The organism is Streptomyces sp. NPDC001848, from assembly GCF_042891915.1.
GTDB lineage: Bacteria > Actinomycetota > Actinomycetes > Streptomycetales > Streptomycetaceae > Streptomyces.
On record NZ_JBIATP010000008.1, the window covers coordinates 325,168 to 337,731 of the forward strand.

The 12,564-nt window shown below is 72.7% G+C and carries 14 protein-coding genes and 1 pseudogene; 5 read left to right on the forward strand and 10 right to left on the reverse strand.

What is annotated here, in order from left to right; genetic code table 11:
• Positions 1 to 279: 279 nt before the first annotated feature.
• Positions 280 to 1,182, reverse strand: coding sequence for a helix-turn-helix domain-containing protein (locus tag ACFYZJ_RS19115; protein ID WP_388569292.1), 903 nt, complete (start codon positions 1,180 to 1,182; stop codon positions 280 to 282).
• A gap of 64 nt (positions 1,183 to 1,246) precedes the next feature.
• On the opposite strand from ACFYZJ_RS19115, the gene ACFYZJ_RS19120 reads away from it, so the two are divergent.
• Positions 1,247 to 2,041, forward strand: coding sequence for a phytanoyl-CoA dioxygenase family protein (locus ACFYZJ_RS19120; protein WP_388569295.1), 795 nt, complete (start codon positions 1,247 to 1,249; stop codon positions 2,039 to 2,041).
• A gap of 18 nt (positions 2,042 to 2,059) precedes the next feature.
• On the opposite strand, the gene ACFYZJ_RS19125 is transcribed toward ACFYZJ_RS19120, so the two are convergent.
• Genes ACFYZJ_RS19125 through ACFYZJ_RS19135 form a run of 3 tightly spaced genes read right to left on the reverse strand, consistent with a single transcriptional unit; the run spans position 2,060 to position 4,250 of the window.
• A complete protein-coding gene (locus ACFYZJ_RS19125) occupies positions 2,060 to 2,947 on the reverse strand; it encodes an alpha/beta fold hydrolase (RefSeq protein ID WP_388569298.1) in 888 nt (295 codons plus the stop codon).
• A 53-nt stretch (positions 2,948 to 3,000) separates the two neighbouring features.
• Entirely contained in the window at positions 3,001 to 3,534 is a 534-nt protein-coding gene (locus tag ACFYZJ_RS19130) for a flavoprotein (RefSeq protein ID WP_388569301.1), read from the reverse strand.
• Entirely contained in the window at positions 3,531 to 4,250 is a 720-nt protein-coding gene (locus ACFYZJ_RS19135; protein ID WP_388569303.1) for an FMN-dependent NADH-azoreductase, read from the reverse strand. Before ACFYZJ_RS19135 ends, ACFYZJ_RS19130 begins: the two co-directional genes overlap by 4 nt.
• 72 nt (positions 4,251 to 4,322) lie before the next feature.
• Between ACFYZJ_RS19135 and ACFYZJ_RS19140 the strand changes: the two genes are divergently transcribed.
• The gene (locus ACFYZJ_RS19140) at positions 4,323 to 5,216 is read left to right on the forward strand and encodes a sigma-70 family RNA polymerase sigma factor (RefSeq protein WP_388569306.1); all 894 of its coding nucleotides are present in this window, start codon (positions 4,323 to 4,325) and stop codon (positions 5,214 to 5,216) included.
• A gap of 4 nt (positions 5,217 to 5,220) precedes the next feature.
• Here the strand turns inward: ACFYZJ_RS19140 and ACFYZJ_RS19145 are convergent, their stop codons facing one another.
• Entirely contained in the window at positions 5,221 to 5,421 is a 201-nt protein-coding gene (locus tag ACFYZJ_RS19145) for a ferredoxin (protein ID WP_388569490.1), read from the reverse strand.
• A gap of 21 nt (positions 5,422 to 5,442) precedes the next feature.
• Positions 5,443 to 6,639, reverse strand: coding sequence for a cytochrome P450 (locus ACFYZJ_RS19150; RefSeq protein WP_388569309.1), 1,197 nt, complete (start codon positions 6,637 to 6,639; stop codon positions 5,443 to 5,445).
• A 263-nt stretch (positions 6,640 to 6,902) separates the two neighbouring features.
• On the opposite strand from ACFYZJ_RS19150, the gene ACFYZJ_RS19155 reads away from it, so the two are divergent.
• Both ACFYZJ_RS19155 and ACFYZJ_RS19160 read left to right on the forward strand, forming a co-directional pair.
• Positions 6,903 to 7,541: a LysE family transporter gene (locus tag ACFYZJ_RS19155; protein ID WP_388569312.1), complete on the forward strand. Its 639-nt coding sequence runs from the start codon at positions 6,903 to 6,905 to the stop codon at positions 7,539 to 7,541.
• A gap of 111 nt (positions 7,542 to 7,652) precedes the next feature.
• Complete coding sequence (locus ACFYZJ_RS19160) at positions 7,653 to 8,099, forward strand: nitroreductase family deazaflavin-dependent oxidoreductase (protein WP_388569314.1); 447 nt, start codon at positions 7,653 to 7,655, stop codon at positions 8,097 to 8,099.
• A gap of 111 nt (positions 8,100 to 8,210) precedes the next feature.
• Here ACFYZJ_RS19160 and ACFYZJ_RS19165 read toward each other — a convergent pair whose 3' ends face one another.
• The 4 genes and pseudogenes from ACFYZJ_RS19165 to ACFYZJ_RS19180 form a co-directional block, all read right to left on the reverse strand.
• Positions 8,211 to 8,648, reverse strand: coding sequence for an ATP-binding protein (locus tag ACFYZJ_RS19165; RefSeq protein WP_388569493.1), 438 nt, complete (start codon positions 8,646 to 8,648; stop codon positions 8,211 to 8,213).
• 9 nt (positions 8,649 to 8,657) lie between these two features.
• A pseudogene (locus ACFYZJ_RS19170) lies at positions 8,658 to 9,433 on the reverse strand (PP2C family protein-serine/threonine phosphatase); the annotation flags it as partial.
• Positions 9,318 to 10,226: a PAS domain-containing protein gene (locus ACFYZJ_RS19175; RefSeq protein WP_388569316.1), complete on the reverse strand. Its 909-nt coding sequence runs from the start codon at positions 10,224 to 10,226 to the stop codon at positions 9,318 to 9,320. The pseudogene ACFYZJ_RS19170 and the gene ACFYZJ_RS19175, both read right to left, overlap by 116 nt.
• Before the next feature lie 115 nt (positions 10,227 to 10,341).
• Positions 10,342 to 11,475 carry a cation diffusion facilitator family transporter gene (locus ACFYZJ_RS19180; protein ID WP_388569318.1) on the reverse strand — a complete coding sequence of 378 codons (1,134 nt, stop codon included), beginning with the start codon at positions 11,473 to 11,475 and terminating at the stop codon, positions 10,342 to 10,344.
• 49 nt (positions 11,476 to 11,524) lie between these two features.
• On the opposite strand from ACFYZJ_RS19180, the gene ACFYZJ_RS19185 reads away from it, so the two are divergent.
• Positions 11,525 to 12,535: a glutathione S-transferase family protein gene (locus ACFYZJ_RS19185; protein WP_388569322.1), complete on the forward strand. Its 1,011-nt coding sequence runs from the start codon at positions 11,525 to 11,527 to the stop codon at positions 12,533 to 12,535.
• Positions 12,536 to 12,564 lie beyond the last annotated feature (29 nt).

The following is a 12,564-nucleotide window of genomic DNA, read 5'->3' on the forward strand; positions in this document are numbered from 1 at the left end:
GCGCGCGGGGGCGTCCATGGAGGGTTGTCCAGCAGGCCGAACTCCGCCCGGGGCAGCTCTGCTGGAGCGAGCGAGGATCGACTGCGCCTGCGTGCGTCACGGTGAAAGCAATGGTCCGCGCGCTGACGGGGAACACACTTGCACAGGTCACCGAGCCCGAACAAGTGACTCCCTCTCTTTTCATTTCTTCCTTGGCATAGCGGCCTGTTGACGAAATGTCAGTCAACTGCGGACCGGTAGCCGTGAATTCACTCCCGTCGGCCCGGGCGCGCCCGGAATTCAGCCCGGGATACCCCGTTGTGCGGCCCGGTAGGCGCCCGGCGGTGTTCCATAGCGCCGGCGGAAGAGACGGTTGAAGTGGAACGGGCTGCGGAAACCGGAGGCGGCGGCCACCCGTTCCACCGGGAGTTCGGTCGCTTCCAGGAGACGGGCGGCGTGCCGCAATCGGGCTTCGCGCACGGCGGTCATCGGGGAGTGGCCCAGTTGCTCGGTGAAAAGGTGTGCGAAACGGGACGGGGAGAGGGAGACACCCTGGGCCAGGGACCGCACGGTGTGCGGCGCGGCCGGGTCGGCCGTGATCAACGCCTCGACGAGGCGGATCCGTTCGTCGATCCCGGAGGGGGGCGGGTCCACCCGGCCGGTGGCGAGCAACACGATCTCCTCGAGGCAGCACAGGGCCAGCTCGCGGGCGAGGGTGCCGTGTGCCACAGCGACCTCGCCGTCGGCGGGCGGCACCGGCTCGGGCGGTGTGCCGAGCCCGCCCCAGCGAGCGTCGGCCAGCATGCGCCTGAAGGCCGTCTCCATACGGTCCCGCCCGTGTCCGGCGCCGACCGTGTACAGACGGTCTCCCACCTCGTGGGGCCCCAGCCGGCCGACCCACGAACTCCGCGCCTGGCAGTGCACCCACCAGAACGCCCAGTGCCGGGCAGCGGACGCGGTCCCGTACCGGTGGGGCAGCCCGGGCCCGAGCACCACCAGGTCCCCGGCGCCGGCCGTCACCCGGGCGGCGCCCTGGCCGAGCGTGCCCCGCCCGCCGGTGGTCCAGGTGAACAGCCAGCTGTCGGCTCCCCGCGGCCGGTTGATGCCGTATCCCGGCGGCTGGTCGAAACGTCCGACGGTCACCAGGCCGGGCGGCGGGGCCGGGACAGCAGTCCCGGGCAAGTCGTCAGCACGCACAGGCATCCTCCCCACGAGGGCTCCGGCCTAGCGTGAGGCACACAGCAGACCGTTGCGAAGGGACGGCCCCATGGCAGGCACCGGCATGGAGGGGTTCGAGGAGGACGGGTGCGCGGTGGCGCGCGGGCTGTTCTCCCGGGCGGAGATCGACGCCCTGTGCGCGGAGTTCACGGCGCTGAAGGAGGCGGGACCGGTTCCGGGTCACTTCGAGCCCCGTGCGTCCGCGTCGGACGAGGCCGCCGATCCGCTGCACGTCCACCCCCGTGTGATGCACCCGCACCGCATCAGCGACCTGTCGCTGCGCTTCCTGCTGGATGCGAGGCTCGGGGAGATTCTCGAGACGCTGCTGGGCGAGGAGGTGCTGGCCGCGCAGAGCATGTTCTACTTCAAGCCGCCGGGCGCCCGGGGGCAGGCGCTGCATCAGGACAACTTCTATCTGCGGGTCGAGCCGGGCACCTGTGTGGCCGCGTGGATCGCCTGCGACGTGATCGACCGGGACAACGGCGGCCTGGAGGTGGTGCCGGGCACGCACCGGATGGACCTGTTCTGTCCGGAGGAGGCGGACAGCGAGCTGTCGTTCGCCCGCGAGTACGTGCCACCGCCGCCCGGCCTTGAGCCGGTGCCCGTCGCCATGGAGCCGGGTGACGTGCTGTTCTTCAACGGCAGCCTGGTGCACGGCTCCGCTCCCAACCGCAGCTCCGACCGCTTCCGCCGCTCCTTCATCGGCCACTACGTGGGCCGTTCCGCGGAACGCATCGGCGCCTACTACGACACCCTGACCATAAACGGCACCCCCGTCGCGCTGCCCGCGAGCGAGGGCGCGGGTCCCTGCGGCACCGAGTTCGCCGCCGTGGGCCCGCACTGAGGGCACCGAGCCACGTGCTCAGGAAGTGAAGGCGAGGACGGCGTCCGCGACCGCCCGGGGGTTCTCCAGCAGCATGGCGTGGGTGCCGTCGATCGGGGCGACGGTCACGTTGGGCCGCTCCTCGGCGAGAGCGGCCAGGTCCCGGGCGAGCCCCCTGGCGTAGGCGAGCATCATCGGATCGAACCAGTCCAGGCCGGGGACCGAGGGCACCTGCCGCTGGGCGCGGGCGAGCAGAAGCGGTGCGGTCATCCGGCGGAACAGGGCGAACAGGTCGAGGGAGTCGATGACCTCGAGCATCTGCAGCGCCTGCTCCCGTCCGGGCCGCAGCTCCAGCTCCCCGTCGTTCCGCTCCCGCACGGACCGCCGGACACCGGCCTCCAGCAGTTCGTAGGGGATGCCGAGGCGTTCGGAGATCGCGCGCTGTTCGGCGAGGAGGTCCTTGAGCCCGTCCCGGGGCAGCTTCCTGCCCTGGCCCGCCGCGTTCAACTCCCGTACCTGGGCCAGGTGCTGAGCCACGTAGTCGGGGTCCAGGCCGACGTACTGGTCCGGGCGTCCCCAGCCGAACCCGTCGAGGTTCACGGCTCCGGGGGTGACGCCCTGGTGTTCCAGCGCGTACAGCACGGCGAGTATGCCGCCGAAGGAGTGCCCGACGGGGAGAGCGCCCGGCATGCCGTGCGCCGCCAGGACCTCCTCGAGGTCGCCGAGCACCTCGGGCAGGCGCCAGGGTCCGTCCGGCGAGAGTCCGTGGCCGCGCAGGTCGACGGCGAGCACGCGGTGCCGGGCCACGAGGAGGGGGGCCACGGCGGCCCAGTCGGCGAGCGTGCGCCCGGCGCCGTGCAGGAGCAGCAGCGGCGGGCCATCACCCCCGTGGTCGTGGACGGCCAGCGCGATACGGTCTGCGGTCATGGCACGACAGTAGAGCGTCGGGTCGGCGTACGCCCTGGTGGACGGGCCCCCGATCAGGGGCGCGGCGCGAGCAGGTCCAGGGCCCGCTCCCAGCGGAACCGGGGGCGGGTGCCGTCCTCGGCCACCTCTCCGGCGTACGGGTCGCCGAACCGCACCCCCATGCCGGTGAGCCGTTCGAGGCTCGCGCGGTAGGCGGGGTGGGCCGCCAGCGCCTCGCTCACGCAGGGCAGGACGGCGATCGGGACGCCGAGCCCGTACGCCTCGCACAGGGTGCCGAGCGCGAGGGTGTCGGCTATGCCTGCGGCCCACTTGTTGATCGTGTTGAAGGTGGCGGGGGCCACGACGACCGCGTCGGGATCCGGGAAGGGCCGGGGGTCCCCCGGGGCGCGCCACGCGGACCGGATCGGGCGGCCGGTCCGCGCCTCGACGGCGGCCGTGTCGAAGAACCGGAGGGCGAGCGGGGTGGCGATGACGCCCACCTCCCAGTCCCGTTCCTGGGCGGCCGTGATCAGTTCGGGGACGCCCTGCGCGACGCCGGCGGCGCAGACGACGACGTGGAGGAAGGGTTTGTTGTCGTGTCGGGTCACGCCCGCACCTTAGTGATCAGGGGCGGCCGTGTGGCCAGTTCGGCCAGTTCCTTGCGGGCAGCCGCGAGCGAGGCGTCCGCCTGGTCCCGGAAGCGGGCCAGGTGGGACACGAGGGAGGCGAGGGCCATCTCGGCCTGGACGAAGTGGAGGTTGTCCTCGGCCACACCGTGGTCCGTGAACCAGGCCCGCAGATAGGGGCGCTGGAAATCGAAGGCCGCCCGGGGCGTGCCCGGCCCGTAGGCCCCGCCGCGAGCCATGACCACCACGACCCGGGTGTCGCTCAGCGCACTGCCCCCGGTCCCCGGGTCGAGGAAGGCGCCGGGGAAGGTCACCCGGTCGATCCAGGCCTTGAGCGCGGCGGGCACGGAGAAGTTGTACATCGGCACCCCGAGCAGCACGGTGTCCGCGGCCCGTAGTTCGCTGATCAGCGGCAGGGTGAGCGCCCACTCGCGCCGCTCGTCCGGAGTTGCGGTGAGGGCGCCGACCTGCTCGGGCGGGACGGCTCCGCGGCGTTCCAGGCGTCGGCCCAGGGCGACGTAGGCGGGGCCGAGGGGCGCGACCGGGTCGGTGGCGAGGTCGCGGTGGCGGTAGCCGTCGGTGCCGTGACGGTCGCACCAGATGTCCGCGAAGAGCGTGGTCAACCGGCGGGTGAGGGACTCGGCGGCGGGGCCGGCGCTGGAGTCCAGGTGCAGCAGCCGGGGTCGTGTGTCGGCCATGATCTCTCCTGTCACTTCCTGGGGTGCGGGTACGTCAGGTAGGTGACGGAACGCGGCGGGGAAGGGTGACCGATGAGTGGACAGGACGAGCTGGCCGAGCGATTCGAAGCGCACCGCGGCCGGCTGCGGGCGATCGCGTACCGCATGCTCGGTTCGCTCGGCGAGGCGGAGGACGCGGTCCAGGAGACCTGGCTGCGGCTGGCCCGGACCGACCCCGACGAGGTGGAGAACCTGGCCGGCTGGCTGCGGACCGTGATCTCGCGGATCTGTCTCGACATGTTGCGCTCGCGCGCGTCCCGGCGGGAGGACTTCGATCCGGTCTCCGACGAGGTGGGGGCGGACGGCGGTGGGTCCGGGCCCGAGGAGGAGGTGCTGCTCGCGGACTCGGTGGGTCTCGCGCTGCTCGTCGTGCTCGACCGGCTCTCCCCCGCGGAGCGGGTGGCATTCGTGCTGCACGACTCGTTCGGCGTGCCGTTCGAGCAGATCGCGCCCGTCGTCGGCCGCTCGACCGTCACCACCAAGAAGCTCGCGAGCCGCGCCCGGCACAAGGTGCGCGGCATCACCGCGCCGCCGACGGCCGAGCTGGACGGGCACCGCCGGGTCGTCGAGGCGTTCCTCGCGGCGGCGCGCGGCGGTGACCTCGGCGGGCTGCTGGCGGTGCTGGCGCCCGATGTCGTACGGCGGGCCGATGCGGCGGCGCTGCCGCCGGGCGGGACGCCGGAGCTGCGCGGGGCCCGGGCCGTGGCGGAGCAGACGGTGCTGCTGCGCGAGCGGGCCCGGTTCGCCGAGGTCGCGCTGGTGAACGGGGTCGTGGGGGCCGTGGTGGCACCACGCGGCCGATTGCGTCTGGTGCTGAAGGTGACGGTCGAGGACGGGAGGATCACCTCCTACGAGGCAATCGCCGATCCCGTACGGCTGCGCGGGCTCGCGATCGCGGCGTTGGACATGGGAATCGCCGCGCGGTGAGGGATCAGCCTCCCTTCTCGGAGAGGTTGATGGCACCCACCGGGCAGGCGCGGGCCGCCTCCCGCACCAGTGGGTCGCCGCCGCCGTCCTCCTTGCCGGGCAGCACCTGGCTGAAGCCGTCGTCGTCCTGGGTGAAGACGCCCGGGGCGGTCAGGGCGCACTGGCCGGCGCCGATGCAGACGTCCGGGTCGATGGAGATGGAGATGTCGGTCATGGCCGCAGCCTCCTACCAGCTCACGGGGAGTTCCAGCATCCCCTGCACCGTGTCGCCCGGTTTGAAGGGGATCTCCTCCGCCGGGGCGGCGAGCCGCAGTCCGGGCAGTCTGTCGAAGAGTGTGCGCAGGGCGATCTCCAGCTCGGCCCGTGCCAGGTTCTGGCCGAGGCACTGGTGGATGCCGAACCCGAAGGCGACGTGGTGACGGGACGGGCGGTGCCAGTCGAGGGTGTCCGGTTCGGGGAAGGCGGTGGTGTCGCGGTTGATGACGGACGTGGAGAACAGGACGCCCTCGTCGGCCCGGATTCTGCTGCCCGCGATGTCGATGTCCTCGGTGGCCACCCGCACCAGCCCGTCGGCGATGGACAGGAAACGGAGCAGCTCCTCCACCGCGGTGGACATCAGACCCGGGTCGGCGCGCAGTTCGGCCAGCTGTTCGGGGTGGTGCAGCAGGGTGAAGGTACCGAGGGAGATCATGTTGGCGGTGGTCTCGTGTCCGGCCACCAGCAGGAGCGTGGCCAGGGAGACCAGCTCGTCCCGGTCCAGCGCGCCCTCCCCCAGCCGCTCCCGGATCAGCTCGTCGAGCAGTCCGTCCCCCGGCTCCACGCGCTTGCGGTCGATCAGCTCCTCGAAGTAGGTGTTCAGCCGGTCGCGGGCGGCCTGGGTGTCGGCCACGGACGGGCCGCGCAGCAGCCTGCGGGACTGCTCCTCGAAGAAGTCGTGGTCGGCGTAGGGCACGCCGAGCAGCGCGCAGATCACCATCGACGGCAGCGGCAGCGCGAAGGCGGCCACGAGTTCGGCCGGCGGGCCCGCGGCCTCCATCGCGTCCAGGAGCCGGTCGACGATGGCCTGGATGCGCGGGCGCAGCGCGGTGGCCCGCTTGAGGGTGAAGCTCGGCACCAGCATGCGGCGCTGGGTGCGGTGCTCGGGGTCGTCGAGGCCGAGCAGGGCGAGCCTGCGGTTGCGGGCGGCGGCGAAGCGTGCGGTGACGGCGGGGAACGCCGCCCGGGTCCGGTCGGAGGACAGACGCGGGTCGGCCAGCAGCGCACGGGCGGTGGCGTGCCCGGTGACCACCCACACGTCGCGGCCGTCGTAGAGGGTGACCCGGGTCAGGGGCCGGGCCGCGCGGAGCGGGTCGTAGGCGGCCGGCGGGTGGTAGGGGCAGGTACGGTCCTGGGGGAAGGCGACGGTCGTACCGGTTTTCGTCATGAGTGGCCTCGCACGCAGAAAGTCCCTTTGCCGATCACTCATTAGATGCCTCGGGCACCTACAGGACCACTCGAAGTTCGGCCAGATGGGCCAGGTGCCGCATATGGCCAAAGTAATTCGCTTGCCCGTGCGCCGCCGCTCGTCCAGGCTCTGCGCATGCCGATCGCCGAAGCCCTTCTGCCGCCGTCCGCAGCTTCCGTCCGCCGGACAGGGGCGCGACAGCAGCGGGCCGGCCGGCCGGGGAGGCCCGCGACTCACCTGCCGTGACCGCCGCACTCCTCGCGGGCCTGGTCGCGGGCTACGGCATCGCGGTGCCCGTCGGGGCGGTCGGGACCTACCTGGTGTCCCTGACCGCCCGTACGTCCCTGCGGACCGGGGCGTGCGCGGCGCTCGGTGTCGCCACCGCCGACGGGCTCTACGCCCTGGTGGCGGCCGTCGGCGGCAGCGCTCTCGCCGCGGCGCTCCAGCCGGTGCTGGTCCCGCTGCGCTGGGCGGCCGCCCTGGTGCTGGCCGCCCTCGCCGTCCACGGCGGGGCCCGCGCCGTGTGCCGGTACCGCTCGCCGGGGACCGTGGCGACCGCCGACGCGGTGCCGCAGGGGCCCGCGCGGGCGTATCTCGGTCTGCTGGGCGTCACGCTGCTCAACCCGGCCACCGTCGTCTACTTCGCCGCGCTGGTGGTCGGCGGCCGCGCCACGGGCACCGTACGGCTCCTGGACCAGGCCCTGTTCGTGCTCGCGGCGTTCGCCGCGTCCGCGAGCTGGCAGCTGCTGCTGGCCGGCGGCGGGGCACTGCTCGGCCGCGCACTGACCGGGCGGCGCGGCCGGCTGGTGACGGCGCTGGTCTCCTGCGCGGTCATCGCGGTACTGGCGATACGGACGCCGGCCGGCGCGTGGTGGGGATGAATCCATGAGCGGCTGGTGTTGAATCGTGAACCGTGCACGGTCCGAGGCACGGGTCCACGGACCACGGACCACGGACGAGACTGCAGTCGTAACGACGATGGGACGGATGCCATGCCTCTTGAGGGCGAGTACGAGCCCAGCCCGCAGCAGTGGGTGCGTGAACAGGTCGAGCTGTACGAGAGTTCGGGCGGCACAAAGGGCACGACGCTGCTCGACACGGGGCTTCCGGTGGTCATCCTCACCACCCTCGGCGCCAAGTCCGGCAAGATCCGCAAGACTCCGGTGATGCGCGTCGAGCACGAGGGCCGGTACGCCGTCGTGGCCTCACTGGGCGGCGCGCCCAAACACCCCGTCTGGTACCACAACCTGAAGCAGCATCCCACGGTGGAATTGCAGGACGGGCCGGAGCGGCAGGAGATGACGGCCCGTGAGGTGACGGGCGAGGAGAAGGCGGTGTGGTGGGAGCGGGCGGTCGCCGCCTATCCGCCGTACGCCGACTACCAGAAGAAGACCGACCGGGTGATCCCGGTGTTCGTGCTGGAGCCGACCGGGAAGTGACCCCCTACACGTCGAGCCGCACGGACGTCCACCGTGCGGCTCGTGCGCGGTGCGGCACGTGCGCGGTGCGGCACGTGCGCGGTGCGGCACGTGCGCGGTGCGGGCCGCGGGTCAGTCCGGCATCGGCTGTTCGGCCCAGATCGTCTTTCCCTCACTGGTCTGCCGGCTGCCCCAGCGCTGGGTGAGCTGGGCGACCAGAAGCAGACCACGGCCACCCTCGTCGTAGGCGTGCGCGCGGCGCAGATGCGGTGAGGTCGAACTGCCGTCGGACACCTCGCAGATCAGTGACTGGTCGCGGATCAGCCGCAGTTGGATGGGGGGTCCGCCGTAGCGGATCGCGTTGGTCACCAGCTCGCTGACGACGAGTTCCGTGACGAACCCGATCTCGTCCAGCCCCCACTCGGCGAGCCGTTCGACGGCGTACTGCCGGGCCGTCGCCACGGACGCGGGGTCCGGCGGAACGTCCCAGGTGCCCACCCGGTCGGCGCCCAGGGCCCGGGTGCGGGCCAGCAGCAGGGCCACGTCGTCGCCGGGCTCCTCGGACAGCACCGACTGCAGGACCGTGTCGCACAGCGCGTCGAGGGAGCCGCTGGGGGTTCCCAGGGCACGGCACAGCTCTGTGGTGCCGTGGTCCAGGTCCCGCTCGCGGCCCTCGCCGATCAGCCCGTCCGTGTACAGGGCGATCAGCGAACCCTCGGGCAGGTCCAGCTCCCTGGCCTCGAAGGGAAGTCCGCCGACGCCGAGCGGCGGGCCCGCCGACATGGTGACGAGCCGGGCGGTGCCGTCGGGCGTGAGGAGGGCCGGCGCGGGGTGTCCCGCGGCGACCAGGGTCAGGCGGCGGGCAACGGGGTCGTAGACCGCGTACAGGCAGGTCGCCCCGAGTTCGCCCACCTCGTCGCCGCCCTCGCCCGTGGCCAGGTGGATGACCAGGTCGTCCAGGTGGGTGAGGAGTTCGTCGGGCGGCAGGTCACGTCGGCCAGGGTCCGCACGTCGGTGCGCAGCCGTCCCATGGTGGCCGAGGAGCGGATGCCGTGCCCGACGACGTCGCCGACGACGAGGGCGACCCGGCTGCCGGACAGCGGGATCACGTCGAACCAGTCACCGCCGATACCGGCCAGCGATCCGGACGGCAGATAGCGGTGGGCCACCTCCACCGCGGCCTGTCCGGGCAGGCCGCGCGGCAGCAGGCTGTGCTGGAGGGCGAGCGCGGTCGCGCGTTCACGGGCGAAGCGGCGGGCGTTGTCGACGCAGACGGCCGCCCGGCTCGCCAGTTCCTCGGCGAGCACGGCGTCGTCCGCGGCGTAGGGGTCGGGGTTGACGATGCGTACGAACACCGCGACGCCCAGGGTGTTCCGCGGGCCGGCAGTGGCACCGCCGGCAGGGAGTGGGCGCCCCTGCGGTACGCGGGGTCGCCCACCCCGCGGGCGTTGCGCTCCTGCACCCAGCGGTCGAAGTCGGCCTCGCCGGCCCGGCGCAGGACGGCCCGGCCCTCGCGCAGGGCCCGCGCGGGCGGCGAGAAGGAAGGGCAGGTGTCGGTGTCTCCGAGCCGGACGGCCGCCTCGGGCGTGCCCTCGGTGACCCGCGCCCCCTTGGAGCGCCGGGGGCGTAGTGCACGGGGAGCCCCGTCTCGGCCACCCGGCGCAGATGGCGGTGGAACCGCCGGCCGGACTCGTCGTCGGCCACCGTGTCCGGCAGGTACCGCCCCGTCAACGTGTCCGCGTCGACCCGCAGGATCTCGCCGGCCTTGTTGTTGGCGCGGATGTAGCGCTGCCCCAGGTCGAAGACGGACATCGCGACCGGCGCCTGCTGGAAAGCCCTGGCCACCAGCACCGAGTCCGCCGTGGCGGGCGCGGTGGTGACCACGGATCCCTGCGGGGCGCCGTCCGCCCCGGTCACCGGGTGCACGCTCAGGCACAGCGGGACGGGGTGGCCGTCGCGGTGGCGCAGGACGGCGGTGCCGGTCAGGGCGGTCAGCCCCGGCAGCGGTACGTCCTCGGCGAGCAGGTCCTGTGCCGCGCGTCCCACGACCTCCTCGGCCGTGTATCCCGTCAGCCGCCGGGCCCCCTCACTCCATCCCGTCACCGTGCCCCGGGCATCGACGATCGCCGCAGCGGCGGCTTGCTCCATATCCTCAGAATGATTCCTGGCCCGCGTCGCCTCAACCGGGCGCCGGGCTCGGGGCTCGCTGCCGTACGTGCGGAACTCGCGTGCATGATGCGCCCTTGGCGGGGCAGACCGTCCCTCAGGCCCCGCCGTGTTCCCCCGTCGCGGCGGGGCTGTTCCTGTCCGCTTCCGGGTCTCGGGACGCCGCGCGGGTCGGGGCGTCCGTGATGTCGAGGAAGATCTGGTCGGCCTCGGGGACCTCTCGAGTGAGCGAACGCTTGATGCGCACCGCGACGTCCTCGACCTGCTCGCTGTCCAGGCCGGGGGCGAGGTCGATCCGGGCGGCGACCAGGATGGACTCCAGGCCCAGCTGCATGGTCAGCAGCGCCTCCACGCTGTCGATCTCGGACTGCTCCTGCAGCAGCTGCTGGATCCGGCGGCTGAGCTCGGGATCGGCGGCCCGGCCGATCAGCTGGTCGCGGGCGTCACGGCCGAGCCGGTAGGCGACGTACACGAGCAGCGCGCCGATCGCCAGCGACGCGGACGCCTCCCACACGACCTGCCCGGTGGCCATGTGCAGCGCCATGCCGACGATCGCGAGGACCACGCCCAGCATCGCCGTGCTGTCCTCAGCGACGACCGTCCGCAGCGCCGGGTCCCGCAGCGCCCGCAGGGACGTGCCGTGCTGCCGGCGCACCTGGTGCAGGGCCCGGGCCAGGGAGACGCCCTCCGACACCAGTGCCACCCCGAGCACCACCAGCCCGGCGACATAGCCGCTGCGCGACTCCTCCGCGCCGCCGTTCAACGCCTCGAAGCCCTGGAAGAAGGAGAAGCAGCCGCCCATGACGAAGATGCCGACGGCCGCGAGCAGCGACCAGAAGAACCGTTCCTTGCCGTAGCCGAAGGGGTGCCGCCGGTCGGCCGGGCGGCGACTTCGGCGCAGCGCGGCCAGCAGGAAGATCTCGTTCAGGCTGTCCGCGACGGAGTGTGCCGCCTCCGACAGCAGCGCCGGCGAGCCGGCCAGGAGTCCTCCGACGGCCTTGGCCACGGCGATCAGCAGGTTGGCGCCGAGCGCCACGAGCACCGTGACACGCGTCCTGCCGTCCGAGGACCCGTCACGCCGGTCCGGCCCGGGTCGCGGCGGCCCGTCGTGCGAGGTGCGCGAGGGCGCCCCTGTGACGGTCGTGCTGTCCTGTCCCGTATCCGAGGATGTCCCGCTCACCTCGCCCGGCTGCCCCCATCCGCGCCTCTCACACGGTGTCGGAACGCACATCGGGGAACCCGACCGGCGTGCGACGGACGCCGGTGTGAGGAGGGGCCGTATGACCGACGGCAACAGCGCGTACGGGAGGAAGCCGTTCAAGCGGTCCAGGAGCCACTTCGCCGACCGCCTCACCGCGGACGGGCGCGACGGCTGGCCGGTGGAGGCCGGCCGTTACCGGCTGGTGGCCAGCCGGGCCTGCCCATGGGCGAGCCGGGCCGTGATCTCGCGACGGCTGCTGGGGCTGGAGGACGCCCTGTCCCTGGCCATCGCCGATCCCATCCAGGACGACCGCAGCTGGCGGTTCACCCTCGACCCCGACGGCCGCGATCCCGTCCTTGGCATCCGCTACCTCAGCGAGGCCTACGACGCCCGTGAGACCGGCTACCCCGGCGGGGTCAGCGTGCCCGCGGTCGTGGACGTGCCGAGCGGCCGCCTCGTCACCAACGACTACCAGCAGATCACTCTGGACCTGGCCACCGAGTGGGCGTCCCTGCACCGGAGCGGCGCTCCCGATCTCTACCCGGAGCGGTTGCGCGACGAGATCGACGACGTGATGGGACTCGTGTACAAGGACGTCAACAACGGCGTGTACCGGGCCGGTTTCGCCCATGAGCAGAAGGAGTACGAGGAGGCGTGCACGGACGTGTTCCACCGACTGGAGTGGCTGTCGGAGCGCCTGGCCCGGCAGCGCTATCTGGTCGGTGACACGATCACCGAGGCCGACATCCGGCTGTTCACCACGCTGGTCCGTTTCGACGCCGTCTACCACGGTCACTTCAAGTGCAACCGCTTCAAGCTGGCGGAGGACCCGGTGCTGTGGGCGTACGCCCGTGATCTGTTCCAGACGCCCGGCTTCGGCGACACCGTCGACTTCGACCACATCAAGCGGCACTACTACCAGGTGCACACGGGCATCAATCCGACCGGGATCGTGCCGCTCGGACCGGACCTGGCCGGCTGGCTCACGCCGCACGGCCGGGAGGACCTCGGAGGGCGTCCGTTCGGTGACGGGACGCCGCCGGGACCGGTACCCGCGGCCGAGCGGGTTCCGGCCGAGGGGCGGCCCTGAGCCGCCTGCGCACGGACAGTCGGACAGTC

What these genes read in the sequence shown, in the direction of transcription:
- ACFYZJ_RS19115 (WP_388569292.1), bottom strand. Translation starts at nt 1,182, where the DNA reads ATGCCTGTGCGTGCTGACGACTTGCCCGGGACTGCTGTCCCGGCCCCG.
- ACFYZJ_RS19120 (WP_388569295.1), top strand. Translation starts at nt 1,247, where the DNA reads ATGGCAGGCACCGGCATGGAGGGGTTCGAGGAGGACGGGTGCGCGGTG.
- ACFYZJ_RS19125 (WP_388569298.1), bottom strand. Translation starts at nt 2,947, where the DNA reads ATGACCGCAGACCGTATCGCGCTGGCCGTCCACGACCACGGGGGTGAT.
- ACFYZJ_RS19135 (WP_388569303.1), bottom strand. Translation starts at nt 4,250, where the DNA reads ATGGCCGACACACGACCCCGGCTGCTGCACCTGGACTCCAGCGCCGGC.
- ACFYZJ_RS19140 (WP_388569306.1), top strand. Translation starts at nt 4,323, where the DNA reads ATGAGTGGACAGGACGAGCTGGCCGAGCGATTCGAAGCGCACCGCGGC.
- ACFYZJ_RS19150 (WP_388569309.1), bottom strand. Translation starts at nt 6,639, where the DNA reads ATGACGAAAACCGGTACGACCGTCGCCTTCCCCCAGGACCGTACCTGC.
- ACFYZJ_RS19160 (WP_388569314.1), top strand. Translation starts at nt 7,653, where the DNA reads ATGCCTCTTGAGGGCGAGTACGAGCCCAGCCCGCAGCAGTGGGTGCGT.
- ACFYZJ_RS19175 (WP_388569316.1), bottom strand. Translation starts at nt 10,226, where the DNA reads ATGGAGCAAGCCGCCGCTGCGGCGATCGTCGATGCCCGGGGCACGGTG.
- ACFYZJ_RS19180 (WP_388569318.1), bottom strand. Translation starts at nt 11,475, where the DNA reads ATGTGCGTTCCGACACCGTGTGAGAGGCGCGGATGGGGGCAGCCGGGC.
- ACFYZJ_RS19185 (WP_388569322.1), top strand. Translation starts at nt 11,525, where the DNA reads ATGACCGACGGCAACAGCGCGTACGGGAGGAAGCCGTTCAAGCGGTCC.